The sequence below is a fragment of the Mesorhizobium sp. Arg314 genome, from assembly GCF_053714275.1.
In genome coordinates this window covers 1-24,394 of sequence record NZ_JBSKBP010000011.1, presented here as the reverse complement: position 1 = coordinate 24,394, position 24,394 = coordinate 1, and the positions used below count along the sequence as shown (strand labels likewise).

24 protein-coding genes are annotated in these 24,394 nt (G+C 64.1%); 7 read left to right on the top strand and 17 right to left on the bottom strand.

Annotation, left to right across the window (positions count from 1 at the left end):
- The first annotated feature begins 33 nt into the window (after positions 1 to 33).
- The gene (locus tag ACWGS9_RS13940; protein ID WP_454505801.1) at positions 34 to 1,506 is read left to right on the top strand and encodes an MATE family efflux transporter; all 1,473 of its coding nucleotides are present in this window, start codon (positions 34 to 36) and stop codon (positions 1,504 to 1,506) included.
- A gap of 19 nt (positions 1,507 to 1,525) precedes the next feature.
- Here the strand turns inward: ACWGS9_RS13940 and ACWGS9_RS13935 are convergent, their stop codons facing one another.
- Positions 1,526 to 1,867: a hypothetical protein gene (locus ACWGS9_RS13935; protein ID WP_454505800.1), complete on the bottom strand. Its 342-nt coding sequence runs from the start codon at positions 1,865 to 1,867 to the stop codon at positions 1,526 to 1,528.
- Between the two features lie 84 nt (positions 1,868 to 1,951).
- Between ACWGS9_RS13935 and ACWGS9_RS13930 the strand changes: the two genes are divergently transcribed.
- Positions 1,952 to 2,527 carry a TMEM175 family protein gene (locus ACWGS9_RS13930; RefSeq protein ID WP_454505799.1) on the top strand — a complete coding sequence of 192 codons (576 nt, stop codon included), beginning with the start codon at positions 1,952 to 1,954 and terminating at the stop codon, positions 2,525 to 2,527.
- A gap of 90 nt (positions 2,528 to 2,617) precedes the next feature.
- Here the strand turns inward: ACWGS9_RS13930 and ACWGS9_RS13925 are convergent, their stop codons facing one another.
- Positions 2,618 to 2,899 (bottom strand): hypothetical protein, encoded by a 282-nt coding sequence (locus ACWGS9_RS13925; protein ID WP_320309463.1) that lies wholly within the window; start codon positions 2,897 to 2,899, stop codon positions 2,618 to 2,620.
- Between the two features lie 176 nt (positions 2,900 to 3,075).
- Here ACWGS9_RS13925 and ACWGS9_RS13920 point away from each other — a divergent pair, with 176 nt between their 5' ends.
- Positions 3,076 to 3,942: an SDR family NAD(P)-dependent oxidoreductase gene (locus tag ACWGS9_RS13920; protein WP_454505798.1), complete on the top strand. Its 867-nt coding sequence runs from the start codon at positions 3,076 to 3,078 to the stop codon at positions 3,940 to 3,942.
- A gap of 80 nt (positions 3,943 to 4,022) precedes the next feature.
- On the opposite strand, the gene ACWGS9_RS13915 is transcribed toward ACWGS9_RS13920, so the two are convergent.
- The 3 genes from ACWGS9_RS13915 to ACWGS9_RS13905 all read right to left on the bottom strand — a co-directional run bounded on the left by ACWGS9_RS13915 (position 4,023) and on the right by ACWGS9_RS13905 (position 5,959).
- Positions 4,023 to 4,454 (bottom strand): low affinity iron permease family protein, encoded by a 432-nt coding sequence (locus ACWGS9_RS13915; RefSeq protein WP_454505797.1) that lies wholly within the window; start codon positions 4,452 to 4,454, stop codon positions 4,023 to 4,025.
- Between the two features lie 271 nt (positions 4,455 to 4,725).
- Positions 4,726 to 5,367: a DapH/DapD/GlmU-related protein gene (locus ACWGS9_RS13910; protein WP_454505796.1), complete on the bottom strand. Its 642-nt coding sequence runs from the start codon at positions 5,365 to 5,367 to the stop codon at positions 4,726 to 4,728.
- Positions 5,368 to 5,530: 163 nt separating this feature from the next.
- Complete coding sequence (locus ACWGS9_RS13905; protein WP_454505951.1) at positions 5,531 to 5,959, bottom strand: CreA family protein; 429 nt, start codon at positions 5,957 to 5,959, stop codon at positions 5,531 to 5,533.
- Positions 5,960 to 6,196: 237 nt separating this feature from the next.
- Between ACWGS9_RS13905 and ACWGS9_RS13900 the strand changes: the two genes are divergently transcribed.
- The 3 genes from ACWGS9_RS13900 to ACWGS9_RS13890 all read left to right on the top strand — a co-directional run bounded on the left by ACWGS9_RS13900 (position 6,197) and on the right by ACWGS9_RS13890 (position 9,598).
- Positions 6,197 to 6,781: an SCO family protein gene (locus ACWGS9_RS13900; RefSeq protein ID WP_454505795.1), complete on the top strand. Its 585-nt coding sequence runs from the start codon at positions 6,197 to 6,199 to the stop codon at positions 6,779 to 6,781.
- Positions 6,781 to 7,653: a 50S ribosomal protein L11 methyltransferase gene (locus tag ACWGS9_RS13895; protein WP_454505794.1), complete on the top strand. Its 873-nt coding sequence runs from the start codon at positions 6,781 to 6,783 to the stop codon at positions 7,651 to 7,653. Before ACWGS9_RS13900 ends, ACWGS9_RS13895 begins: the two co-directional genes overlap by 1 nt.
- 100 nt (positions 7,654 to 7,753) lie before the next feature.
- Entirely contained in the window at positions 7,754 to 9,598 is a 1,845-nt protein-coding gene (locus tag ACWGS9_RS13890) for an aminopeptidase P family protein (protein ID WP_454505793.1), read from the top strand.
- A gap of 138 nt (positions 9,599 to 9,736) precedes the next feature.
- Here the strand turns inward: ACWGS9_RS13890 and ACWGS9_RS13885 are convergent, their stop codons facing one another.
- Together ACWGS9_RS13885 and ACWGS9_RS13880 are read right to left on the bottom strand one after the other, a co-directional pair.
- Positions 9,737 to 10,033: an AzlD family protein gene (locus ACWGS9_RS13885; protein ID WP_454505792.1), complete on the bottom strand. Its 297-nt coding sequence runs from the start codon at positions 10,031 to 10,033 to the stop codon at positions 9,737 to 9,739.
- On the bottom strand, positions 10,030 to 10,758 hold the full coding sequence (locus ACWGS9_RS13880) for an AzlC family ABC transporter permease (RefSeq protein WP_454505791.1): 729 nt from the start codon (positions 10,756 to 10,758) through the stop codon (positions 10,030 to 10,032). Before ACWGS9_RS13880 ends, ACWGS9_RS13885 begins: the two co-directional genes overlap by 4 nt.
- Positions 10,759 to 10,954: 196 nt before the next feature.
- Here ACWGS9_RS13880 and ACWGS9_RS13875 point away from each other — a divergent pair, with 196 nt between their 5' ends.
- The gene (locus ACWGS9_RS13875; RefSeq protein WP_454505790.1) at positions 10,955 to 11,713 is read left to right on the top strand and encodes an SDR family NAD(P)-dependent oxidoreductase; all 759 of its coding nucleotides are present in this window, start codon (positions 10,955 to 10,957) and stop codon (positions 11,711 to 11,713) included.
- Between the two features lie 29 nt (positions 11,714 to 11,742).
- Here the strand turns inward: ACWGS9_RS13875 and ACWGS9_RS13870 are convergent, their stop codons facing one another.
- The 10 genes from ACWGS9_RS13870 to ACWGS9_RS13825 form a co-directional block, all read right to left on the bottom strand.
- On the bottom strand, positions 11,743 to 12,435 hold the full coding sequence (locus tag ACWGS9_RS13870) for a DUF2461 domain-containing protein (RefSeq protein WP_454505789.1): 693 nt from the start codon (positions 12,433 to 12,435) through the stop codon (positions 11,743 to 11,745).
- A complete protein-coding gene (ligA, locus tag ACWGS9_RS13865; protein WP_454505788.1) occupies positions 12,435 to 14,642 on the bottom strand; it encodes an NAD-dependent DNA ligase LigA in 2,208 nt (735 codons plus the stop codon). Before ligA ends, ACWGS9_RS13870 begins: the two co-directional genes overlap by 1 nt.
- 239 nt (positions 14,643 to 14,881) lie before the next feature.
- Positions 14,882 to 16,555 (bottom strand): DNA repair protein RecN, encoded by a 1,674-nt coding sequence (gene recN, locus ACWGS9_RS13860; RefSeq protein WP_454505787.1) that lies wholly within the window; start codon positions 16,553 to 16,555, stop codon positions 14,882 to 14,884.
- Positions 16,556 to 16,563: 8 nt separating this feature from the next.
- Entirely contained in the window at positions 16,564 to 17,433 is an 870-nt protein-coding gene (locus ACWGS9_RS13855; protein WP_454505786.1) for an outer membrane protein assembly factor BamD, read from the bottom strand.
- Between the two features lie 202 nt (positions 17,434 to 17,635).
- Positions 17,636 to 18,583, bottom strand: coding sequence for a UDP-3-O-acyl-N-acetylglucosamine deacetylase (gene lpxC / locus ACWGS9_RS13850; protein WP_454505785.1), 948 nt, complete (start codon positions 18,581 to 18,583; stop codon positions 17,636 to 17,638).
- 355 nt (positions 18,584 to 18,938) lie between these two features.
- The gene (gene ftsZ / locus ACWGS9_RS13845; protein WP_454505784.1) at positions 18,939 to 20,597 is read right to left on the bottom strand and encodes a cell division protein FtsZ; all 1,659 of its coding nucleotides are present in this window, start codon (positions 20,595 to 20,597) and stop codon (positions 18,939 to 18,941) included.
- A gap of 67 nt (positions 20,598 to 20,664) precedes the next feature.
- Positions 20,665 to 21,972 carry a cell division protein FtsA gene (gene ftsA / locus ACWGS9_RS13840; RefSeq protein ID WP_454505783.1) on the bottom strand — a complete coding sequence of 436 codons (1,308 nt, stop codon included), beginning with the start codon at positions 21,970 to 21,972 and terminating at the stop codon, positions 20,665 to 20,667.
- The gene (locus ACWGS9_RS13835; RefSeq protein WP_454505782.1) at positions 21,969 to 22,913 is read right to left on the bottom strand and encodes a cell division protein FtsQ/DivIB; all 945 of its coding nucleotides are present in this window, start codon (positions 22,911 to 22,913) and stop codon (positions 21,969 to 21,971) included. The genes ftsA and ACWGS9_RS13835 overlap by 4 nt, the downstream gene beginning before the upstream one ends.
- Positions 22,901 to 23,827: a D-alanine--D-alanine ligase gene (locus ACWGS9_RS13830; protein WP_454505781.1), complete on the bottom strand. Its 927-nt coding sequence runs from the start codon at positions 23,825 to 23,827 to the stop codon at positions 22,901 to 22,903. Before ACWGS9_RS13830 ends, ACWGS9_RS13835 begins: the two co-directional genes overlap by 13 nt.
- A gap of 301 nt (positions 23,828 to 24,128) precedes the next feature.
- Positions 24,129 to 24,394, bottom strand: a 266-nt coding sequence (locus ACWGS9_RS13825) for a hypothetical protein (RefSeq protein ID WP_454505780.1), incomplete at its 5' end; no start/stop codon positions are given.

Below are 24,394 nucleotides of genomic sequence, written 5' to 3'. Positions count from 1 at the left end.
CATTTTCGGTGCCTACCCACAATGGATAACAGCATGGAAGACAAAAAGCCCACACGCCAGCGCGTCGGCGACCTGACCAGCGGCCCGATCCCGCGCACGCTGCTGTTGTTCGCGCTGCCGGTGCTGGGCTCCAACGTGCTGCAGTCGCTCAACGGCTCGATCAATGCGGTCTGGGTCGGCCGCTTCCTCGGCGAGGCGGCGCTGACCGCCACCTCCAACGCCAATCTCGTGCTGTTCCTCATCCTCGGCACCGTCTTCGGCATCGGCATGGCGGCGACCATTCTGGTGGCGCAATCGGTCGGCGCCCGCGATCTGCCCGAGGCGAAGCGGATCGTCGGCACCAGCGCCACCTTCTTCTTCCTCGTCTCGGTGGTGTTCGCCGTCTGCGGCTGGATCTGGGTCGATGCCATCCTGACCGGGCTCGGCACGCCGGCGGATGCCTTGCCGCTGGCGCGGGCCTACCTGCGCATCATCTTCGTCGCCGTGCCGATGATGAACCTCTTGTCCTTCGTCATGACCGTGCTGCGCGGCGCCGGCGACTCACGAACCCCGTTTGTCTTCATGGCGCTGGCGGTCGTCCTTGACGTCGTGCTCAATCCGCTGCTGATCCGCGGCCTCGGCCCCTTCCCCGAGCTCGGCATTGCCGGCTCGGCCACCTCGACGCTTGTAGGCCAGACGGTGAGCGTGATCGCCATCCTGATCGTGCTCTACGTGCGCAGGCACCCGCTGAGGCTGGCAGGCGCCGACCTCGCCTTGCTGAGGCCCGACCCGGCGCTGCTTCGCATCGTCGTCTTCAAGGGCATTCCGATGGGCCTGCAGATGATCGTCATCTCGGCCGCCGCGCTCACCGTGATGGGTATCGTCAATTCCTACGGCTCGCAGGTCGCGGCCGCTTACGGCATCGCCGCGCAGCTCTGGACCTATATCCAGATGCCGGCTCTCGCCATCGGCGCAGCCGTCTCTTCGATGGCGGCGCAGAATGTCGGCGCCGGCCGCTGGGACCGCATCGGCAAGGTCGCAGCCTCAGGTGTCGGCTTCAACCTGGTGCTGACCGGCGCGCTGGTGGCGCTGCTGTTCGTCTTCGATCGCGCGGTGCTGAGCCTCTTCCTCATCGGCGACGGCACGGCGATCGACATCGCCGCCCACATCAACAAGGTGGCGTCCTGGTCGTTCATCCTGTTCGGCATCACGATTGTGCTGTTCGCCACGGTGCGCGCCACCGGCGCCGTCATGCCGCCGCTCATCATCCTGGTCATCTCCGTGCTGATCGTGCGCACCGGCTTTGCCTATTATTTCCGGAGCGTGATCGGCCAGGAGGCGCTGTGGTGGAGCTTTCCGGCGGGTTCGATCACCTCGCTGGCGCTGGCCGCGGCCTACTACTGCTTCGGCCATTGGCGCACGATGCACATGATCGAGGACCGTCCGGCCGCGGGCGAGCCGCCGGACACCGGCCTCGGCGTGCCGCGCCAGCGCGCGCAACTCCTGCCGGAGACGCCGAACGGCTGAAACAGGTCAGGAAGTTGCATCAGTGCGCGTATTTTGCGCCGAAGCCGAGCGCCACCAGCGAGAAGACGATGATTATGCAGGCAAAGGCCAGGCTCGCCATGGTTGCGTTCGCCAGGCTCGACTGGATGCCGATGCCGATCACCGGCAGCGCGTTGCCGCAGAAGCAGCAGATGAAGAAGGCCGACACCGCTTCGGCGCGGCGCTTCGCGGGCGCGATCTGGTTCACCACCTGCAGGCCGCCACGATAGCCGAGCGCTGCCGCCGCGCCGCGGACCGCCGTGGCAGCGATCATGAGTGTCATCGAGGCATAGGCCTGCGCGGCGGTAGCAAGCCCAACGCCCATATAATGGCGCTGTTCCAACCGCCTAACCTCCTCCTGACAATTCCGGCAGCATGGTCAGCCGCTTCGTCCTCCCGTAACGTCTATCGAGAGCGAGGGAGAATCATGGGCAAGGGACGGGTCGAGGCATTCACCGATGGCGTCGTCGCCATCATCATCACCATCATGGTGCTGGAATTGAAAGTGCCGCACGGCGAGGATTTCTCGGCGCTGGCGCCGCTGTGGCCGATCTTCTTCTGCTATGTGCTGTCTTTCATCAATGTCGGGATCTACTGGAACAATCTGCACAACATGTTCCATACCGTGCAGCGCGTCGACGGCCGCGTCCTGTGGGCAAACCTGAACCTGCTGTTCTGGCTGTCGCTGATGCCGGTGACCACGGCCTTCATGGGCGAAAACCATTTCGCCCCGGTGCCAGTCGCCGTCTATGGCGTCGATCTGGCGCTTTGCGCCGTTGCCTACAACATCCTCGTCATCAAACTACGTCATCTGCACGGCGCCGAGACGACCTTTGCCAGGGCCTTGGGTCAGGATCGCAAGGGCAAGATTTCCCTGGCCCTCTATCTGTCCGCGATAGCGCTGACCTTCGTCAGCCAATGGATCGGCGTGGCCATCTATGTGCTGGTGGCGGCCATCTGGTTCGCGCCTGACAAACGTTTCGAACGTCTGATCGAAAAATAGCCGGAGCAAATCCTGGAAAGTGCGTAGCAGTCGGGCTCGGCGACTTCGCCACAGCCTTCCGTCCGGAAATTGCGAAAAAATAGAACCGCCTTATTTTCGCATGGCTTTCAGCTTCTCCGCCGCCGAGGCGGCAAGCTCGGCATAGCGCTCCTCCAGCCGCTCGGCCGCCTTGATGACCGGAAAGTCGTGGCCGAATTTTTCCAGCGCGAGACGCAGCTTTTCGGCAAAGTCGGCCTGCTGTTCCAGCGCCGAAAACAGCGTCTTGACCTGTGCTTCGTCGATGTCGGGATTGGCGAGCATCTTCGGCACCTCGCGGCCCATCTGGTCGCCGTTGGCGGTTTGCTCCTTCAGGATTCCGATCCAGTCGGTCAAATCTCGAACTCCTTTTTTCAGGACAACATGCGCGGCGGGCGCAGCAGCGGTCAACCCGTTGCCGCTCTTGCGGTCAACCCGTTGCCGCTCTTGCGGTCGACCCGTTGGGACGAACCGGCCTTGCCCCGGCGGCGCCCGGCGTTAAGGTCGGCCCCACCCGAACAAGGATGGAAATCATGACCAGCAACGCCCAAATCCAGACCGCCCTGCCCGCTTTCGCCACCGGCAATGTCGCCGTCATCACCGGCGGCGCCAGCGGTATCGGCCTCGCCGCCGCAAAACGGTTCGCGGCGATGGGCATGAAGACGGTGCTTGCCGATATCGGCGGTATGCGCCTCGACCAGGCCAAGCAGGCGGTCGCGGCGATCGCTGGCGAGGATGCCGTCCTCCCGATCCCGACCGACGTCTCCAAGTCGGACGAAGTCGACCGGCTGGCGGATCTTGCCTACGGTGCATTCGGCGCGGTCTCGGTGCTGATGAACAATGCCGGCATCGGCAACAATCCTGGCAAGCCGTGGGAGAACCGCGACGCCTGGAAGCGGCTGCTGGACATCAATTTCTGGGGTGTCGTGCATGGCGTCGAGGCCTTTGCGCCGCGCATGCTTGCCACCGGAAAACCGGGCCTGATCGTCAACACCGGATCCAAGCAGGGCATCACCACGCCGCCCGGCAATCTCGCCTACAACGTCTCCAAGGCCGGTGTGAAGACGTTTACCGAAGGGCTGGCGCATGCGCTGCGCAACGAGCCTGGAGCAAAGGTCTCGGCGCATTTGCTGATCCCCGGCTTCACCTATACCGGACTGACTGAAGGCGCGACGGAAAAACCCGCCGGCGCCTGGACCGGCGAGCAGGTGATCGACTTCATGCTGACATCGCTGATGGACGACGATTTCTACATTCTGTGCCCCGACAACGAGGTCGCGCGGCCGACGGATGAAAAGCGCATGGCCTGGGCGATCGGCGACATCATCGAGAATCGCCCTGCTCTGTCGCGCTGGCATCCCGATCACAAGGACGCGTTCGCGGCCTTCATGGGTCGCTAAAGCCAAGTCCAGGAAGAATGTGAGCGCGCTCGGCGCCTTCGCCGTAGCCTCCGTCGGGAATTGCGCCCTGGTGGAGTTGCTCAAGCAGCCGCCTTCTTCTTGGGGCCGGCTTTCCTGGCCACTGCTTTCTTGGCGGCCATTTCGGCAATCTGCCGGTCATGCCGCTTGGCTGCTCGTTCGCATTTGTCACGGATCCCCTCGACCTCGGATTCCGTCAGGTGCTCGATACCGATGAAATGATTGTGGGCGCGGCTGACCCTGATCAATTCGTCCAACTTGGCCTGGATCGCCGCGCCGTCGCGGTTCTGCGTGTTCTGGATCAGGAACACCATCAGGAAGGTGATGATGGTGGTGCCGGTGTTGATGACCAGTTGCCAGGTGTCCGAGAACCCGAAGATCGGGCCGCTCAACGCCCAGACCACGACGATAAGAACGCATACCGCGAAGGTCGGCGGCAGGCCCGCCAGATGCGCCACCCAGTTGGCTATCCTGGTAAAAACTTTCTCGATCATGCAAATCCTCGAAAACCGTGGACGCGCGGGCATTTGCGAAGAAACAACCTGCCGCCGCCTCGGGTTCCAAGGATTTGAATTTTCGCGCTTGCGCGCGGCTGCAATCAAACACACGCAAGAAGCGCAGCTGTGTGAAAAAGCACCTTATCGGTTTGTTTGCGATAGTGCCGGTGCAGGCAAAAAGGCCTGTTCCTTCCGCTTCACGGCGGTTTACCTCCATCCCCTTCCGCTGCGCCACCCCCGCATGGCGGAAGGGGCACTGGAGCAATTGTCAGTGAGTGCTGTCTTCCCAGCGGTCGAGGAAGGCCTCGATCGGCATGGCCTGCATGTCGGGAACAGCCCTGGCCAGTTTCTCTGTCGGCCAGCCCCACCAGCCGAGGTTTTCGATGCGCGCGGCGATTTCGGGTTCGAACCGCTGGCGCAAAGGCTTTGCCGGAACGCCGGCGACGATCGTGTAGGGCGCGACGTCATGCGTCACCACGGCATTTGCGCCGATGACGGCACCGTTGCCGATCGCAACACCCGGCATGATGACCGCGCCATGGCCGATCCAGACATCGTGGCCGACACTGACCGATTTTGCCTGCCGCTTCGCGCGGAATGCCGTGTCGACGCCCAGCCAGCGGAAATACTCGTTCGGCCGGTAGCTGACCTTGTGCTGCGTCAGCCGCTCGATCGGGTGTTCGAGAGCGTTGATGCGGCTGTTGGCGGCGATCGAGCAGAATTTGCCGATCGTCGTGTAGATCGCCTCCGAATGGCGCTCGAAATAGGAGAAGTCGCCGACGGTCACCTCGCGCAGGATCACCCGCTCGCCGATCGAGACGTAGCGGCCGAGCTTGCAGGCCTTCAGCTCCGCGGTCGGATGGATGCGCGGTTCGGGGTCCTTGAGAACGAGGTTTTCAGGGCGGTCCATGGCGCGGCTTTACGCCCGGGCGACCGGTCCCGCAAGCGGGACCGGTCGTCTGCTCAAAGCATGTCTCCCGAAAGTGGGAACCGGTTTCGGGACAAAGACATGCGCAAAATCAAAACCCAAAGCGCATGGAGCGAACCTGAAAAATAGCGACGCGCTCTTGGGCCTATTGCGGCTTGCCCTTCGCCCACACCACGTTCTGGCCGTAGAGCGGCACCGTCGTGACCGACATCTTCGCCGAGCCGTTCTGCACCTGGCGCGAATGCGACAGATAGATCAGCGTCTCGTTCTTCTTGTCGTAGATGCGGTTCACCACCTGCTTCTTCCAGATCAGGCTGAGGCCCTGCTTGAACACTTCCTCGCCGCCTTCGCCCATATCGATGTCGCCGATGGTGATCGGACCCGTCTGGCGGCACGAAATCGAGGAATCGGAGGGATCCTCGAACCAGTTGCCCTTATGCAGCCGGTCGATGATGCTGCGGTCGAAATAGGCGACATGGCAGGTGACGCCGTCGACCTTCGGGTCCTTGATCGCGTCGATCATGATGTCGTTGCCGACCCAGTCGACACCCACTTTACCCACCTCGTCGGCCATGGCCGCGCCGGCGCTGAGGGCAAGACATGCGGCCAATAAGCCGATCAGTTTTCGCAAGGAAGCCTCCTCGGTTCGCGTTTGCCGATGTCAGGTGGGACAGCACCGTGGCTTTTGCAAGCCGCCCGGCCTGTCCAGCCGATTGCGGCAACGCGACATCTTTGCGCGCCCGCCTCCGACCCGCTAAGACTGTCGCCAAACTTGGCTTTTAGCCAAGGCAATCGCGACGGACATTCACTGATGATGCGTTCAATCTTGGTCGGCATTCTCGTCCTGATGGCGGCGGGCATCGGCTGGCTGACATTCGACTGGTATCGGGGCCACTATGGCGGCGAGCCCTTCGGCGCGGCGTTCACGCTGGTCGACCAGAAAGGCGCGCCGATCACCGAAGCCGCGCTCAGGGGGCACCCGAGCGTCGTGTTCTTCGGCTTCACCCATTGCCCGGAAGTCTGCCCGACGACCCTGTTCGAGCTTGCCGGCTGGCTGAAGACGATGGGCGACAGCGGCAAGAACCTCAATGCCTATTTCGTCACCGTCGATCCGGAACGCGACACGCCGGAGACGATGAACACCTATGTCAGCAATTTCTCCGACCGCATCACCGGCATCACCGGCGATCCGGACAAGGTGCACGCCATGGCCAAGGCCTTCGGCATCTACTGGAAGAAAGTCGACACCGGCGACGGCGACTACACGATGGACCATACTGCTTCGGTGCTGCTGCTCAATGCCAAGGGCGATTTCGCCGGTACCATCGCCTATGGCGAGAGCGCCGACACCGCCGTCGCCAAGCTGAAGCGGTTGGCTGCCGGTGGCCAGACCTGATGTCGCAGACCAGGCTCCATTTCACCGCCAACAAGGTCGAGGCCGACCGCATCTTCGCGGCGCTCGACGCCGCCTTCGAGGAAGACGGTCTGCCGCTGGCCGTGCTGGAGCTTGATGAGGACAACGATATCCACGAAGTGTCGCTCTATGCCGACGACGACGTCGACCCCGTTGAAGCGCGGGTCAAGTCCATCCTCGCGCATCTCGGCCTGCGGAAGCCTGTCGAGCGCGAGACCATCCCCGACATCGACTGGGTGTCGCGCTCGCTGGAAGGCTTGAAGCCGGTACGCGCGGGTCGCTTCCTTGTTCACGGGTCGCACGACCGGGCCAAGCGCCACAGCGGTGACCTCGCCATCGAGATCGAGGCGGGCTTAGCCTTCGGCACCGGCCATCACGGCACCACTGCCGGCTGCCTCGAAATGCTGGAGCAGGTGGTGCTGCGCGAGCGGCCGCGCAATGCGCTCGATCTCGGCACCGGCAGCGCCGTGCTCGCGATCGCGCTTGCCAAGCTCGCGCATGTCCCGGTGCTGGCGACCGACATCGATCCGGTCGCCGTCCGCGTCGCCGCCGCCAATGCCCGTCTCAACCATGTCAAGGCGCTGGTCGAGACGGTAACGGCGCCCGGTTTCCATCATCCGATCTTCGCCAGGCGCGCGCCCTTCGACCTCATCGTCGCCAACATCCTGGCCCGGCCGCTGATGCGGCTCGCGCCGGAGATGGCCAGGTACATCAGGCTCGGCGGTTCGCTGGTGCTTTCCGGCATCCTCGACCGGCAGCGCGACGCGGTGATCTCGGCCTATGTCGGCCAGAGCTTCCGCCACGTCCGCACGCTGCACCGCGAAGGCTGGGTGACCATCCATCTCAAGCGCTGAGACCGGCAAAATCCGGTCGATCTGGCCCTGCCGAAATCGATTCCGGTTTCCAAAGGGATACGCTACGGTCGCGGCAAGCCATTTTCGAGGGAGCCAAAAAATGTTCCAGACCTTTGATTCCGCTGGTGATCCGGCCGTTGGCAAGCCGCGCGTGGCGATGTTGCGGCAATGGCTGGCGGAGAACGGCTTGGATGGCTTCTTTGTCCCCCGCGCGGACGAGCATCAGGGCGAATATGTCGCCGATCGCTCGGCGCGGCTGAAATGGCTGACCGGCTTTTCCGGTTCGGCCGGCGTCGCCATCATCCTGCGCGACCGCGCCTTCATCTTCGTCGACGGCCGCTACACGCTGCAGGTGCGGGGCGAGGTCGACCTGTCGATCTTCACCGTCGAAAGCCTCGTCGACAATCCGCCGGCCAGCTGGATCAAGGACAATCTCGGCAAGGGCGCAAGGCTCGGCTTCGACCCCTGGCTGCATACGATCGGCGAGATCAAGGCGCTGAAGGCATCGGCCGAGCAGTCCGGCGCGACTTTGGTGCCGCTCGACAGGAATCCCATCGACGTCATCTGGAAGGACCAGCCGGAACCGCCGCGCGCGCCTGTCGAGATCCATCCGCTCAATCTTGCCGGCGAGCTTGCCAAGGACAAGCTGGCGCGGCTGGCGGGCGCGATCGAAAAGGACGGCGCCACCCATGCGGTGCTGACCGATCCTTCCTCGATAGCGTGGGCCTTCAACATCCGCGGCGGCGACGTGCCGCACACGCCGCTGGCGCTCGGCTTCGCCATTCTCGCCGCCGACGGCAAGCATCAGTTGTTCATGGACCAGCGCAAATTCCCGCGCCAGGTCGCAGCCTATCTCACCCAGCTTGCCGATCTGCATGATCCGGACGAGTTTGAAGCCGCCATCGTCGAGCTGGCCAGGAACGGCGCCAAGATCGCGCTCGATCCGGTGCTGGCGGCGGAAAAGCTCCGCATGCTGGCCGAGGACAATGGCGGCACCGTCGTCTTGGCCGCCGACCCGGCCCGCATCCCGCGCGCCACCAAGAACCAGGCCGAGATCGCCGGCAGCCGCGCCGCGCATCGCCGCGACGGCGCCGCGGTCGCCAGGCTGCTTTGCTGGCTCGACCGCCAGAAGCCAGGCTCGCTGGACGAAATCGCCGTCGTCACCAAGCTCGAGGAAGTGCGCCGCCAGACCGGCGAGGAAACGCAGATGCCGCTGCGCGACGTCTCCTTCGACACGATTTCCGGCGCCGGCCCGAACGGCGCGATCATGCACTATCGCGTCTCGCGCGCCACCAGCCGCAAGCTTGAGAGCGGCGAGCTGTTCCTGCTCGATTCCGGCGGCCAGTACCAGGACGGCACCACCGACATCACCCGCACCGTGCCGATCGGTGAGCCGACGCAGGAAATGCGCGAACGCTTCACTTTGGTGCTGAAGGGCATGATCGGCATCTCGACGCTGCGTTTCCCCGCCGGCACGCGCGGCTCGGAAATCGACGCCGTTGCCCGCACGGCCCTGTGGACGCATGGCTGCGACTTCGCCCATGGCACCGGCCACGGCGTCGGCTCCTATCTCGCCGTGCATGAAGGACCGCAGCGCATTGCCCGCACCGGCACGGAAAAGCTGCTTGCCGGCATGATGCTGTCCAACGAGCCCGGCTACTACAAGGAAGGCGCCTATGGCATTCGCATCGAGAACCTGATCCTGGTCACGCAGGCGGAGCCGATCGAAGGCGGCGACATCGCCATGCATGGCTTCGAGACGCTGACGCTGGCGCCGATCGACAAGCGGCTCATCCGCACCGACCTGCTGCATCGGGACGAATTGCAATGGCTCGACCGCTATCACGCCCGGGTGCTGGCCGAGATCGGCCCGATGGTCGACGGCGAGACGCTGGCCTGGCTGGAGAAAGCCACCGCCCTGCTGCCCCACGACGCGAAGATTTAAGCCTAGCTTCTTTCTCCCGGTTCTACGGGGAGAAATGCCCGGTCCACCCTCCGCAGCTGCAGCGCAGCTGCTGCGGAGGACGGGCAGGGCAATGAGGGGCAGCGCCGACAATCCGAAACGATCGCGCCGGCGGAGTTCCTATCCGACGAACTGGCGCGCCAAGATCAGCACGGCGGCGCCTGCCAGAAACATCGCCATCAGGCCGCCGCGCAGCGATACCAGCACAGTGACGATCAGCGCTGTCCATTCCGCCGGTCCGGCATGCAGCAGCTCCGGCGCCACAAGCGTCGTCAGCACCGCGGCCGGCACGGCGTTCAGCCCTGCCTCGACGCGCGGGTGGATTGTCTCGAAGCGCGAGATGACGAGGTGGCCGCCGACGCGCGTCAGATAGGTCGCGACAGCGCCTGCAAGGATGATCCAGAAGGTCGTGCTCATGGCCGCTTGCCCACGCCGCTGTGATGCGGCGGCAGGATCACCGCCAGGAGAACGCCGGCGACCGCGCCGATCGAAACATGCCAGGGCGAGCCGACGGTTCTGTAGGCAATGATCGAGGCGACGGCGCTGGCAGCGACGACGGGCGCCCAAAGCGGCCGCTTGCGGAAGCCAAGCACCAGGCCGAGGAAATAGATCGGCAGTAGGAAATCGATGCCGAGAGCATGCGTGTCCGGGATCATCTTGCCGAACACAGCACCCAAGCCGCTTTCGATCACCCAGAACACATAGACCGGCAGGCCGAGCCCCAGATACCAGACGAAGCCGACCGGACGGCCGGACGCCGCCCTTGCCTCGGCGATGGCATATTGCGGGTCGGTCAGGATGAAATAGCCGAGCGCCTGCTGTAGCAACGGCCAATGCGCGATGCGCCTGCCGATGCCGGCCGAATAGAGCACGTGTCGAAAATTCACCGCGAAGATCGACAGCACGATCAGCCATGGCGCGACATGCTGGCCGAACAGTTCGATGCCGACCATCTGGCTGGCGCCGCCATAGATCATGGCGCTCATCAGGAAGGCCTCGAGGACGGACAACCCGTTGTCGACCGCGATCGCGCCGAACAGCACCGCGAACGGCGCCGAGGCGACGACGACCGGCATCGACAGCCGCACGCCGTCCCAGAAATCGCCACCGGTTCTGCCCTCAGAGATTGCTTCCGCCGCCATCAGCCGCTCCTTGAGCAGCTTGATTTAGGGAGCGTCGCCTCGCTTGTCACACCAATTCGCTTGACCCAACGATCAGCGGAACTGATGGACGGCTTGCCAAACACCGCTTGCCATCGATCTTTTTTATCCACCCCTATTGTCGCGCCATGGCGCCTTGGCGCAAAACGCGACTCTGGCGCCAACAAGAGAGGGATAAATGGTCGTCTTTGATTTTACCGGTAGGCATGCGGTCGTCACCGGAGCCGGCGGCGGCATGGGCGAAGCGATCACGCTGGCGCTGCTCGATGCCGGCGCCTCGGTCACCGCCATCGACGTGAAGCCCCGCCCGGCCTCGCTTGCCGCCTATGACGACAGGCTGACCTTCGCGCAGGGTGATTTGACTAACGCCGCTTTCGTCGAGCAAACCATCGGCGCCGCCGGCCGCGAACGCGGCGGCATCGACTACCTCGCCAATGTCGCCGGCGTGCTCTGGTTCGGCCGCGACAAGTCGGCTCTGGAGATGGATCTCGACGTCTGGGACCAGGTATTCAACATCAATTTGAAATCCTTCGTGCATACTGCACGCGCGGTCGTCCCCCAAATGCGCGCCGGCGGCCGCGGAGGCGCTATGGTGCATTTCTCGACCATCCAGTGGTATCGCGGCGACCCGAAACCGCAGGACGCCTACCAGGCGTCGAAGGCCGGCGTTTGCGCGCTGTCCAAGTCGCTGGCCATGCAGCTTGCCGGCGAGCGCATCCGCTCGAATGCCATTTGCCCCGGCATGGCGCTGACGCCGCTGCAGGCCCGCTGGGACACCGAGGAGAAGCGTGCCGCGGTGGCGGGTTACACACCGCTCGGCCGCATCGGCACGCCGCAGGACATGGCCAATGCGGCGCTGTTCCTGCTCTCGGACGCCGCGAGCTACATCACCGGCATCGAACTCGCCGTCGATGGCGGCCTGCTGATGCGGATGTGAGGCTGCCGGCCTGACCCGCGACGACGGCGTCAGGCCGCCACGGCCGTGCCCTGGATTGCCCTGCCCCAGTCGAGCAGCGGCTTGGCGCCAAGCGTGAAGCCGACGAGATCGTCGACCAGCGGCGGCGAATGGATCGTCGCCGGATCGATGTCGTGCCGGACCACGAAATGCCGGTTGCGCACCGCCTGTGCAAGATCGTCTTCGCCGACGTCCTCGAAGCCGCGCGGCGCGCGCTTCAGGCAATCTTCCGGATCGAGATCCAGACCTGCCTTCTTCAGCGACGAGACCATGCCACGGAACGCGGCAGGCTTGGTCACGATCGCCTTGCGCATCGCCTGCAGCAGTTCCGGCGCCGGCTGCCACCAGGCGACGCCGGCGAAGCAGCGCTCGAGCCCGATATGCACGTAGAAAACGCCTTGCGACATCTTGCTGCCGTCCGGCGAGAGGATGGCCGACAGGTGCCGGTTGTAGGGCCGCTTATCCTTTGAGAAGCGCACGTCACGATTGATACGGAACAGCGATTTCTTGCGGTCGCCGCGCAAGCCGAGCTTGGCCGCCTCGAAACGCTCGGTCAGCGTCTCGACCAGATCGCAGAACGGCTCGTGCAGCTCGCTGTCGAACAGGTCGCGGTTTTCCTGGAACCACTCGCGGCTCTGGTGGAAGTCGAGCGCCTTGAGGAACGGGATGGCCTTCTGCCCAAAGCCCTTGAACGCGCCCGCCATCAGCCGCCCCTGCCGATGCGCTGCAGCCAGGTGTCCTCGTCGATCACCTCGATGCCGAGATCGCTGGCGGTCTTGAGCTTGGAGCCAGCACCCGGACCCGCCACCACCAGGTCGGTCTTGGCCGAAACCGAGCCCGCCACCTTGGCGCCGAGCCGCTCCGCCATCGCCTTGGCTTCCGAGCGCGTCATCTTTTCCAGCGAGCCTGTGAAAACCACCGTCTTGCCGGAGACTTCGCTGCCGGCCGAGATTTCGACGACATAGGGCTTCGGATGGACCTGCGCCAGCAGCGCGTCGAGCACGTCGTCATTGCGCTCATTGCCGAAGAAGTCGCGCAGCGCGCCGATCACCGTGTCGCCGATGCCGTTGATCGACGGGAAGACGGTATGCGGATCTTCCGCCTTCGCCGTCTCCTTGCCGACGCGAATCAGTTCCTCGATGGTCGAGAACTGGCGGGCAAGCACTGCGGCCGTCGTCTCGCCGATATGGCGGATGCCGAGCGCGAAGATGAAACGGTCGAGTTCAGGCTCACGCCGCGCGTCGATGGCCGAAAACAGCTTGTCGAGGCCTTCATAGTTGCGCTCCTCGACGCTGCGCACATTCTTGCGCGTCTTGCCCGAGGCTTCCTCGCGCAGCCTCGCCTGTTCCTCGCGCCGCTCGGCCAGCGCCTTGGTGACGGCCGGGCGGCGATCCTTCAGCGTGAAGATATCGGCGGCGGTCTTCACCAGCCCCGAATTGAAGAAGAGGTCGATGTTTTCCGCGCCCAGTCCTTCGATATCGAGCGCGCCGCGCGACACGAAGTGGCGCAGCCTTTCGACGGCCTGGGCAGCGCAGATCAGCTCCCCGGTGCAGCGGCGCCGGGAATCCTCCTTGCCCGTCTTCTCGTTAATCTCGCGCGTCGCCGGCGAACCGCAGACCGGGCAGGTATGCGGGAATTCGTAGGGAACCGCGCCGGCCGGCCGCTTGTCGATGACGACGCTGACGATCTGCGGGATGACATCCCCTGCCCGCTGGATGACCACGGTGTCGCCGATGCGAACGTCGATGCCATCGCGGATCGGCAGGCCGTTGCTGTCGAAGCCTTTGATATAGTCCTCGTTGTGCAGCGTGACATTCTCGACCACCACGCCGCCGACCGTGACCGGCGCCAGCCGCGCCACCGGCGCCAGCGTGCCGGTGCGGCCGACCTGGATGTCGATCTTTTCGACCGTCGTCATCGCCTGCTCGGCCGGGAACTTATGGGCGACCGCCCAGCGCGGCTCGCCGGTGACAAAACCCCAGCGGCGCTGGAGCTCGAGCTGGTCGACCTTGTAGACGACACCGTCGATATCGTAGCCGAGCGCGGAACGTTGCTCCTCGATCCGGTGGTACTGCTCGATCAGGTCCTCGACCGATTTCGCCCGCACCATCAGCGGACTGACCTTGAATCCCCATTCGCCGAATTTCTGCACAGCTTCGAACTGCGTCGGCGCGGGATCCGCTGTCGTGTAGCCCCAGGCATAGGCGAAGAATTTGAGGTTGCGGCTGGCGGTGACCGACGGGTCCTTCTGGCGGAGCGACCCTGCCGCGGTGTTGCGCGGATTGACGTAATCCTGGCCCCCGACAGCCGCCGAACGCTGCTTCAGCGCGTCGAACTCGGCATAGGTCATGTAGACCTCGCCGCGGATTTCGATTGTCTGCGGCCAGCCCGAGCCCTGTAGCGTCTTCGGGATATCGGCAATGGTCTTCAGATTGGCGGTGATGTCCTCGCCGACAGCGCCGTCGCCGCGCGTCGCACCCTGCACGAACACCCCGTTCTCATAACGCAACGAAGCCGACAGCCCGTCGATCTTCGGCTCGGCGGTGAAGGCGATGTCGAGGTCCTTGTCGCGGTCGAAGAAACGCCGTCCGCGCTCGATGAAATCGGTGACGTCCTGGTCGGTATAGGCCTTGGCGAGGCTGAGCATCGGCACCGCATGGCGAACCTTGGCAAAGCCTTCCGCAGGCGGCGCGCCGACCCGGCGCGACGGCGAATCGTCGCGCACGAGATCAGGGAATTGCTCTTCGATGGCAAGGTTGCGCCGGCGTAGCGCATCATACTCCGCGTCGGTGATCGTCGGCGCGTCCTCGGCGTGATAGCGCCGGTCGTGCTCGGCAATCTCCGCCGCCAGTTGCTTCAGCTCATCCGCGGCTTCGCTTTCGCTCAACGAATCGACGGGTTTTTCCGACATGCAGCGCAGTCCTCGATTTATGGCGGGCCACTATAAATCAGGATTCACCGGCAGGGAGGTAGTTGGTGGAAAAATCATTGCTCGACAGCAGGATACAGCCACCTGCTGACTCTGCTTCCGAGAACAAAGGGAGCCTAATGCATGTCGCCCAGAAAGTGTGCAGCGGTTCTGGGACAACGACATGCATCAAAACAAAGACCTAAAGCGCGTCGCCTGAATCCGATTCAGCGCGACGCGCTTTAGGCGGCGGCCGTATTCTCGCGCAGCAACCGGTCCGCCGCGGCGCGGGCCTCGTCGGTGATGGTGGCGCCGGCCAGCATGCGCGCGATTTCTTCCTGGCGCGCCGCGCGGTCCATTTCGGCAATGCCGGTGGCGACACGGTCCTTGCCGCCGGATTTCGAGATCAGGAAATGCGTGGCCGCGCGTGCCGCGACCTGCGGCGCATGGGTGACCGAAAGCACCTGTACCCGCTTCGACAGCCGCGCCAGCCGCTGGCCGATGGCATCGGCCACCGCGCCGCCGACGCCGGTATCGATTTCGTCGAAGACCAAGGTCGGCGCCGAGCCGCGATCGGCGAGCGCCACCTTCAGCGCCAGGAGAAAGCGCGAGAGTTCGCCGCCGGAGGCGACCTTCATCATCGGTCCAGGCCTGGTGCCCGGATTGGTCCGCACCCAGAATTCGACCTCATCGATGCCTTGTTCCATGCGGCTTTCGGCATCGCTTGTCATCTCGACGACGAATTCGGCCCGTTCGAGCTTCAGCGCCGGCAGTTCCGCCATCACCGCCTTGGTCAGGCCCGCCGCCGCCGCATGGCGCAGCGACGAAAGCAGCGCCGCGGAAACATCGTAGGCCTCGCCCCCGGCGGCGGCCTGCTTTTCCAGCGCATGCAGCCGCTCCTCGCCGGCATCGAGATCGGCAAGATCGGCCACCATCGTGTCGCGCAACTGCGCCAGATCGTCGACCGCGACATTGTGCTTGCGAGAGGCAGCGCGCAGCGCAAACAGCCGCTCCTCCGCCTTCTCCAGACGCTGCGGATCATATTCGGTAGCGCGAAGCGCTGCTTCGACGCCGGATTGCGCGGCGTCGAGCGATATCATCGCCTCGTCGAGCGATTTCACAACATCGTCGAGCAGGCCCGGCGCCTCGCTCGACTTGCGCTGCAGCCGGCGCAACAGGCTGGCGAGCTGCGGCAAGGGCGAGGACGGCCCCGACAGCACATCCTGCGCATCATGGATTTCGGCGGCGATCTTTTCGACGCGCATCATCTGCGCGCGCAGGTCCGCAAGCTCAGTTTCCTCGCCCGGCTGCGGGTCGAGCTTCGCAAGCTCGGCGACGGAAGCGCGCAGATAATCGGCCTCGCGCGCCGCCGCCTCGACCTTGGCGCGATGCCGGGAAAGCTCCTGCTCGCAGTTTCGCCAATAGCGCCAGGCTTCGCCCGCGCCGCGCACGGCGCCCAGATGCCCGCCGAAACTGTCCAGCAATTCACGATGCGCGCCGGAATCGACCAGCGCGCGCTCGTCATGCTGGCCATGAATCTCGACCAGCGCGCGGCCGACATCGCGCATCAGGGTGACGCTGGAGGGCTGGTCGTTGACGAAGACGCGCGTACGGCCGTCGGCCGTCTGCACGCGGCGCAGGATGATATCGCCATCGTCCTCAATGTCGTTTTCGGCAAGCATCGCGCGTGCCGGATGGTTGCGCGGCACGTCGAACACCGCGATGACTTGGCCTTGCGCCGCGCCATGGCGGACGAGCGAAGCATCGCCGCGCGCGCCGAGCGCCAGCGACAAGGCATCGAGCAGGATGGATTTTCCAGCGCCGGTTTCGCCGGTAAGCACCGAAAGCCCAGGCAGGAAGTCGATGTCCAGCTTCTCGATCAGGACGATATCGCGGATCGACAGTCTGGACAGCATCGCAAGCTTCAGGCGCCGGTAATCAGCTTCCCGGCCTTGGATATCCACGACCCGGCATTTTCGCGCGGTTCAAGCCCGTTGCTCTGCAGGAGCTTGTAGGAATCCTTGTACCACGAGCTGTCCGGATAGTTGTGGCCGAGCACCGCCGCGGCCGTCTGCGCTTCCGAGGTCAGGCCCATGGCATAGTAGGACTCGGTCAAGCGCGCGAGCGCCTCCTCGACATGGCGGGTGTTGGAATAGCTTTCGACCACGGTGCGGAAGCGCTTCACGGCGGCGATGTATTCGCGGCGCTCGAGATAGTAGCGGCCTACCTGCATCTCCTTGCCGGCGAGTTGGTCGTTGGCGAAGCGGATCTTGTCCTTGGCGTCGCCGACATATTCGGAGTTCGGCCAGCGCGTCACCAGTTCCTGCATGGTCTGGATGGTCTGGCGCGCTTCCTTCTGGTCCTGGGTGACGTCCTTGATCTGCCGGTAGTAGCTCAAGCCGATGATGTACTGCGCATAGGCGGCGTCGTCGGTCGAAGGGTAAAGCGTCAGATAGCGCTTCGCGGTGCCGATCGCTTCGTCATAATTGCCGGCGCGATAGTCGGCGAAAGCCCCCATCACCATCGATTTGCGGGCAAATTCCGAATAGGGGTGCTGGCGGTCGACGGCGTCGAACTTCTTGCTCGCTTCGTCGAGGCGGCCGGCATTCATATTGGCCAGGCCCTGATTGTAGAGAACGTCGGCCGGTTCGGTCTGGTCGACATAGGTCGCAAGGTTGACGTCCTTCTCGGACGACATGCAGGCCGACAGCACGAGCGCGGGAGCAACCACCGACAGCGCCAGCAAAACACGCCGACGCGGCGTTACCGATTGACCAACTCGCGAAAAGAACATGTTTGGATTCCGCCCCTTCGGCGTCGTTTCGGTCCGGGCCGAAGCCATAAACCATTATCCCCTTGCCCGGCAACGCTATGTCCGGCCAATCGCACATTTTTGTGGCAGGCCGGCGCCGTGGCCAAGGCTGCGCAATTTGGCAGCCTTGTGATGCAGCTATGCAACACAAGCCCACACCACAAAACCAGAAAACGGTTAAAAATCAGATCACCCAGGGCGCGTAGACCGGCCCGCTGACGGCGATCATCTCGGCGACGCGGCCGCGTTCGCGCCGTCGCGTCTCGACGATCTCGAAGGCCGTCCGGTCGGAAAGCAGCCGGCGCAATGCCGAGGCGTTCATCCGATGGCCGCCACGATAGGAACGGAAGCAGCCGATGAAGCGCGCGCCGGCCAGCGCCAGATCGCCCATGGCATCGAGCGTCTTGTGGCGGGCGAATTCATTGGGATAGCGCAGACCGCCGACATTGATGACACGGTTGTCGTCGCCGATGACCAGCGAGTTCTCCAGCGACGAACCGAGCGCGTAGCCGGCGGCCCACAGCCGTTCGACATCCTTCATGAAGCCGAAGGTGCGGGCTCGCCCGATGTCGCGGCGGAAGATATCGGGATTGATGTCGGAGGCGAATTGCTGACGGCCGATCGCCGGGCTTTCAAAATCGATCTCGACCTCGAACCGCGTGCCGTCATAGGGGCGGAACTCCGCCCAGGATGCGCCGGCTTCCACGCGCACCGGCTTGACGACACGGATATAGCGGCGCTTCACCGCCAGCGTCTCGATGCCGGCCTGGTCGAAGGCTTCGACGAAGGCCATGGCGCTGCCGTCGAGAATGGGGACTTCCGGACCGTCGATCTCGATGATGAGGTTGTCGATGCCGAGACCGAACACGGTGGCCATCAGGTGCTCGACAGTGCCGATATGCTCGCCGGCCGGATCGCCGAGCATGGTGCAAAGGTCGGTAGCGCCGACTTCCGCGACCAGAGCATGGAACTCGCGGCTTTCGCCGCCGTTCGAAAGATGGAAGACAATACCCGTATCGGCGTCGGCCGGCAGGAAATGAACGGTGACGGTTTTGCCGCTATGGACGCCGACGCCAGCCAGCGTCGCGCGCGATTTCACTGTCGTCTGATAGTCGTGCAAGAGTAACCCCATACGCCCTAATGCCTGCGTCCGCTTGATCGGCCCTGGGTATCTTGCAGCCAGTTGGATGGTCTGGCGCTCGCACAAACGCGGCAAAATAAGCAAGAGCATGCGGCTCTGGTATGATCGGCAGGCAGGGCTACTCCCCGAATCCCGGCAAACCGACTTTAGTCCGTGGCGAAGATAATGGCCCGCCCTGGAGACTCCAAATCACGGTTTCTTACCCTGTGTAACCACGGGAAAATATGAGAAAGTTTCCATAACGCATTGTTCTGAATACATTTTAAAAAGCAACAGGCAGACGATTTCTCGTCTGCCTGTTAACAACCGTTATATATCGTTAACGATCAGCGGTCTGCTGTATCGATCAATTGGCCTGGCGGCGCAGGAAGGCCGGGATTTCCAGCTGGTCGTCTTCCTGGACCGTGCGGGCCTGCGGCGTCAGCCGGCCCTGGTCGTCGAGCTGGCCGCGGCGCGGCGCGTAGAGCGCAGGATCCTGGCTGGCGAGGCGGCGCATCTCCGGCGCGGCTTGGCGCAGCTTCGGCTCGCGCGGCTGCGCCGGCTGGAGCCGGGCCGGCTCTTCCTCACGGCGGGTAAGGCCATTGGTCAGCCGCTTGATCAGCCCCATCGGGCCGCTGTTTTCATGGTCCGCCGGGCGGGTCTTGGCTTCGACTTCAGCCCTTACCACCGGCGGGAAATCCTCCACGCGCGGCATGCGCTGCGGGGCCGCGGCCATCGGCTGCGGCATCTCGCGCTGTGGCGCGGGCTGCTGCATGACCTGCTGCGGCACCACCGGCTGCGGCTGCGGCTGGGCTGGCGGAGCCTGGAAGATCTTGCTCTGCGGCCGGAAGTCGTCGACCGGCACGGCGCGCGGCTGCGCCATGGCGGCGGCGTTTGCCTCGGCAAGCTGGATCGCCTCGGCGACCGGGTCAACCGCGCGCGGCTCATAGGCCTGCTGCTGAACCGGGGCGGGGCGGATTTCCTGAGCAGGAGCCGCTGGGCGGGCGGCCGGCTTCTGCGGCGCGCGGATCGAGATCGGCGCGGCCGCTATTTCGGCTGCCGACTTGTCGATGCCGGTGGCGACGACCGACACGCGGATCACCCCTTCCAGCTCCTCGTCGAAGGTAGCGCCCAGGATGATGTTTGCGTCCTGGTCGACCTCCTCGCGGATGCGGGTCGCGGCCTCGTCCACCTCGAACAGGGTGAGGTCGCGGCCGCCGGTGATCGAGATCAGCAGGCCCTTGGCGCCCTTCATCGAGGTTTCGTCGAGCAGCGGGTTGGCGATCGCGGCTTCGGCGGCGGCCATCGCGCGGCCCTCGCCCGAAGCTTCGCCGGTGCCCATCATCGCCTTGCCCATCTCGCGCATCACCGAGCGCACGTCGGCGAAGTCGAGATTGATCAGGCCTTCCTTGACCATCAGGTCGGTGATGCAGGCAACGCCGGAGTAGAGCACCTGGTCGGCCATGGCGAAGGCATCGGCGAAGGTGGTCTTGTCATTGGCCAGCCGGAACAGGTTCTGGTTGGGGATGACGATCAGGGTGTCGACGCATTTCTGCAGTTCCTCGATGCCCATGTCGGCCGTCTTCATGCGGCGCTGGCCCTCGAAATGGAACGGCTTGGTGACGACGCCGACCGTGAGGATGCCCTTCTCGCGTGCCGCGCGGGCAACGACCGGAGCAGCGCCCGTGCCGGTGCCGCCGCCCATGCCGGCAGTGACAAAGCACATATGGGTGTTGGACAGATGATCGATGATCTCGTCGATGCACTCTTCCGCCGCCGCGCGGCCGACTTCCGGCTGAGAGCCGGCGCCGAGGCCTTCGGTGACATGCGCGCCAAGCTGGATCAGCCGCTCGGCCTTCGACATCGTCAGCGCCTGGGCGTCAGTGTTGGCCACCACGAACTCGACGCCGCGCAGCCCGGCTGTGATCATGTTGTTGACCGCATTGCCGCCGCCGCCGCCTACACCGAAGACGGTGATGCGTGGCTTAAGCTCGGTGATGTCCGGCTTTTGCAGATTGATGGTCATTGTCTCCGTCCTTTGCCTTTCCCGCCGCTTCGCCGCTGCGGCCGCCTATGGGGCTGTCCCCGTCAAATTAAAAACTGTCTCTCAACCACTGACTCATGCGATGCAGTTTTCCGCCCGTTCCGGTCATCCTGAAACCGGAAAGTCCTTTCGCCGAATGGCTCTCGAAGCTTGCCATCTGCGGGTAGATCATCAGTCCGACCGGGGTCGAGAACGCCGGTCCCTTGGCCGCTTCCGGCAGGCCTGCCACGCCGAGCGGACGGCCGATGCGCACATTGCGTCCGAGAATGCGGCGTGCAGCTTCCGGAAGGCCCGCGAGCTGGCTGGCGCCGCCGGTCAGCACGACGCGCTTGCCGACGGCATTGCCGTAGCCGGACTTGTTCAGCCGGTCGCGCAAAAGCTCCAGCGTCTCGTCGATGCGCGCGCGGATGATGCGCGTCATCACAGAGCGCGGGATCTGCAACGGCACATCGCCTTCCTCGCCGATCGGCTGGATCGAGACGAGGTCGCGGTCGTCGGCGCTTCCAGGCAGCGCCGAGCCGTGCATCACCTTCAGCCGCTCCGCGGCATCGAGCGAAGTCGACAGGCCCTTGGCCATGTCGAGCGTCACATGGTTGCCGCCGATGGCGATGGCGTCGCCATGGACGAACTTGCCCTCCGAGAAGACTGAAATGGTCGTCGTGCCGCCGCCCATGTCGATGCAGGCCGCGCCCATTTCGAGCTCGTCGTCGACCAGCGAGGCAAGCCCGCTGGCGTAGGGCGTCGCTACCATGCGTTCGACCGACAGATGCGAGCGGTTGATGCAAAGCTCAAGATTGCGCATCGGCGCCGCATCGCCCGTCAGCACATGCATGCCTACGCCAAGCGCATCGCCCACCATGCCGCGCGGGTCGCGCATGCCGCGCTCGCCATCGAGCGAGAAACCGACGGGCAGCGAATGGATCACCTCGCGCTCGGCTCTCAGCGCCTGCTTGGCGCCGGCGGCGAGCACGCGCTTGATGTCGACTTCCTCGACCTGATGGCCGCCGAGATTGATGGTCGCCGAGAAGGCTTCGCTCTTCAGCCGGCCCGCGGTCATGTTGACGATGAGGGAATCGACGGTGAGCCCGGCCATGCGCTCGGCTGCATCGACGGCAAGCCGAATGGCATGCTCGGCGCGATCGAGGTCGACCACCACACCGGACTTCACGCCTTGCGACTTCTGGTGGCCGATACCGATCACCTGGATACGGTGCGAGCGCCCGCGCAGGAGCTTGCCGTCGTCGTTCGGCTTCAGCTTTGCCACCACGCAGCAAACCTTGCTCGAGCCGACATCGAGCACCGTGAGCGTGCCCGACCGGCGCGAAGAAGCATCACCGCTACCGCCAAGCCAGCTCATATCTTCCTCTCCGGCTTGCGCTTCGTCAGGCTCTTTGGCTTTTCGCTGAGCGCGGCCTCGCGCTGCGTTGCCGCTTCAGGCGAGAGCTCCACCACCAGCCGGTCGGAGAGCCGCATGTCGACGGCGGCGATGTCGCGCGTCAGCAGACCGTTGTCGTGGTCGAGCTTGACGAGCTCCGCGATCGCCTGGTCCTCGCCGTCTTCCGGCAGCTTGACCGTGATGCCGTTTTCAAGCCTCAGGTCCCAGCGGCGTTCGCCGACACGGATATAACCTTTGACCCGCGCCGCGAACTCGGGATAGCGCTTGATCTTGTCGAGAAAGGCCGGCGCCATGGCCGGCGCGCCCGTACCGATGATCAGCGGGAGCAGCGCCTGCTTGCCGCCCGAGAACGGCACGATCGCCTCGCCCGACCGCTCGATGACCGACACCGAGGCGCCCTGCTGCCAGAGCGCGAAGGGTTCGCGCTCCTCGATGCGTACTTCCAGTGTATGCGGGTAGACCTTGCGCACCGCCGCGCCCTCGACCCAGGGCAGCGTGGCAATACGTTGCCGCGCGGCCTCGGCGTCGAAGCCGATCAGCGAGGTCCAGCCGTCGAGGCCGAGCCGGTCGAGCACGTCGATTTCGGACGTCTGGCGGTTGCCGACCACCTTGATCTGATCGACGGCAAAGCCGGTGCGCGCCGTGATGCCCTGCACGATGCTGTCGGTGTAGCCGCCGAGATAGGCGCCATAGGCGCTGCTGGACGCGATGAGCGCGACGGAAAGGATCGCCGCCGAAAAGCGCGGCGCTTCATACTCGCCGCCGCACAGGCGCCCCAGCACCCGAACCGGCCGGCGAAGCTGACGCGGCAACACGAAACGGTCGAATGACAGCGACATGCCGAACAGCGCGAAACCAGCCGCGCCGCCGCCATTACCCTGTCCCCACCTCAACGCAGACACGAAGCGTCCTCCACCATCCAACTCAACAAATCGCCGAACGAGTGTCCCGCTTGCGCGGCGATTTCAGGCACCAGAGACGTCGGCGTCATGCCCGGCTGGGTGTTGACCTCAAGCCAGACAACCTCGCCGTTTTCGGAGTGGCGGTCGTCGTAACGGAAGTCCGACCGGGAGACGCCCCGGCAACCGATGGCAAGATGAGCCTTGAGGGCCAGTGTCTGTATTTTTTGGTAAATATTCGGTGAAATTTTAGCAGGGATTTCGTGTTTTGATCCGCCGGGAACGTATTTTGAATCGTAGTCGTAGAAGGAATGCCCGGTCGGGATGATCTCGCAGACGCCGAGCGCCACATCGCCCATCACCGCGCAGGTCAATTCCCGGCCATGGACGTAGCGCTCGACCATGACGATCTCGCCATATTGCCACTCCGTCGAGCCGATCACCTGCGGCGGATGCGATTGCCCCTCATGCACGATGACGACGCCGAAGCTCGATCCTTCATTGACCGGCTTGACCACATAGGGCGGCTTCATCGGATGCTTGTTCTGGACGGCGAAGCGGTTGATCACCTTGGATTCCGCGACCGGAATGCCGGCCGCCTTGGCGACTTTCTTGGCCTGCTCCTTGTTCATGGCCAGCGCCGAAGCGAGCACGCCCGAATGGGTGTAGGGAATTCCGAGATATTCGAGAATTCCCTGGATGGTGCCGTCCTCACCGAACGGGCCGTGCAGCGCGTTGAAGGCGACGTCGGGCTTGAGCTCGGCAAGCACAGACCCGACGTCACGCGAAACATCGACGCGGGTGACCTGATAGCCTTCATTCTCGAGCGCATCCGCACACGCCTTCCCCGAGGACAGAGACACGGGCCGCTCCGAGGAGAATCCACCCAGGAGAACAGCCACATGCTTCTTCTTCATTTCCCGCCATCCCTCTCACGCCGGGCCTGCAACCGATATTCCCGCACCGCATCCCCGAGCATTGAGTCCGAGTCTTCCGGCAGGTTGCCCCCCCAGACGGAAAACGCGACTGAACGCGTCGAACGACTCAAATCAGGAAACGCTTTAGGTCAGAGAATCAGAGAGTTGATTCGCTGGCAAGTGCCTATGATTCCGAGAGATTCACTTTCCGCGAAAACGGACGAGAAAAGTGTGTCGTTGAGTCTTTGCAGCAACGGTTGACACCGTTGCGAAGCACCGAAGTTCAAGCGTTACTTGAACTTCACGAGACGCAGAGATGTGTTGAGATTGAGGTCAGGCCGAGCCTCCGTTCGCAGGCCGGCATCACCTGAACATCGACACGGCTAATGCATGTCGCCCAGAAGTGTACGCGGTTCTGGGACAACGACATGCATAAAACCAAGGACTTAAAGCGCGTCGCCTGAATCCGTTTCAGCGCGACGCGCTTTACCAGGTTGCTGAAAAAGTCGTGCACCGACTGCCAAGCAAGTCGGAATTGGAGTCCAAACGAGAATCGAAAAGCGAACA

Excerpts from the sequence above, each read along its gene's own strand:
- ACWGS9_RS13940 (WP_454505801.1), top strand. The coding sequence starts at position 34 with ATGGAAGACAAAAAGCCCACACGCCAGCGCGTCGGCGACCTGACCAGC.
- ACWGS9_RS13930 (WP_454505799.1), top strand. The coding sequence starts at position 1,952 with ATGGGCAAGGGACGGGTCGAGGCATTCACCGATGGCGTCGTCGCCATC.
- ACWGS9_RS13920 (WP_454505798.1), top strand. The coding sequence starts at position 3,076 with ATGACCAGCAACGCCCAAATCCAGACCGCCCTGCCCGCTTTCGCCACC.
- ACWGS9_RS13915 (WP_454505797.1), bottom strand. The coding sequence starts at position 4,454 with ATGATCGAGAAAGTTTTTACCAGGATAGCCAACTGGGTGGCGCATCTG.
- ACWGS9_RS13910 (WP_454505796.1), bottom strand. The coding sequence starts at position 5,367 with ATGGACCGCCCTGAAAACCTCGTTCTCAAGGACCCCGAACCGCGCATC.
- ACWGS9_RS13905 (WP_454505951.1), bottom strand. The coding sequence starts at position 5,959 with ATGGCCGACGAGGTGGGTAAAGTGGGTGTCGACTGGGTCGGCAACGAC.
- ACWGS9_RS13900 (WP_454505795.1), top strand. The coding sequence starts at position 6,197 with ATGATGCGTTCAATCTTGGTCGGCATTCTCGTCCTGATGGCGGCGGGC.
- ACWGS9_RS13895 (WP_454505794.1), top strand. The coding sequence starts at position 6,781 with ATGTCGCAGACCAGGCTCCATTTCACCGCCAACAAGGTCGAGGCCGAC.
- ACWGS9_RS13890 (WP_454505793.1), top strand. The coding sequence starts at position 7,754 with ATGTTCCAGACCTTTGATTCCGCTGGTGATCCGGCCGTTGGCAAGCCG.
- ACWGS9_RS13885 (WP_454505792.1), bottom strand. The coding sequence starts at position 10,033 with ATGAGCACGACCTTCTGGATCATCCTTGCAGGCGCTGTCGCGACCTAT.
- ACWGS9_RS13880 (WP_454505791.1), bottom strand. The coding sequence starts at position 10,758 with ATGGCGGCGGAAGCAATCTCTGAGGGCAGAACCGGTGGCGATTTCTGG.
- ACWGS9_RS13875 (WP_454505790.1), top strand. The coding sequence starts at position 10,955 with ATGGTCGTCTTTGATTTTACCGGTAGGCATGCGGTCGTCACCGGAGCC.
- ACWGS9_RS13870 (WP_454505789.1), bottom strand. The coding sequence starts at position 12,435 with ATGGCGGGCGCGTTCAAGGGCTTTGGGCAGAAGGCCATCCCGTTCCTC.
- ligA (WP_454505788.1), bottom strand. The coding sequence starts at position 14,642 with ATGTCGGAAAAACCCGTCGATTCGTTGAGCGAAAGCGAAGCCGCGGAT.
- recN (WP_454505787.1), bottom strand. The coding sequence starts at position 16,555 with ATGCTGTCCAGACTGTCGATCCGCGATATCGTCCTGATCGAGAAGCTG.
- ACWGS9_RS13855 (WP_454505786.1), bottom strand. The coding sequence starts at position 17,433 with ATGTTCTTTTCGCGAGTTGGTCAATCGGTAACGCCGCGTCGGCGTGTT.
- lpxC (WP_454505785.1), bottom strand. The coding sequence starts at position 18,583 with ATGGGGTTACTCTTGCACGACTATCAGACGACAGTGAAATCGCGCGCG.
- ftsZ (WP_454505784.1), bottom strand. The coding sequence starts at position 20,597 with ATGACCATCAATCTGCAAAAGCCGGACATCACCGAGCTTAAGCCACGC.
- ftsA (WP_454505783.1), bottom strand. The coding sequence starts at position 21,972 with ATGAGCTGGCTTGGCGGTAGCGGTGATGCTTCTTCGCGCCGGTCGGGC.
- ACWGS9_RS13830 (WP_454505781.1), bottom strand. The coding sequence starts at position 23,827 with ATGAAGAAGAAGCATGTGGCTGTTCTCCTGGGTGGATTCTCCTCGGAG.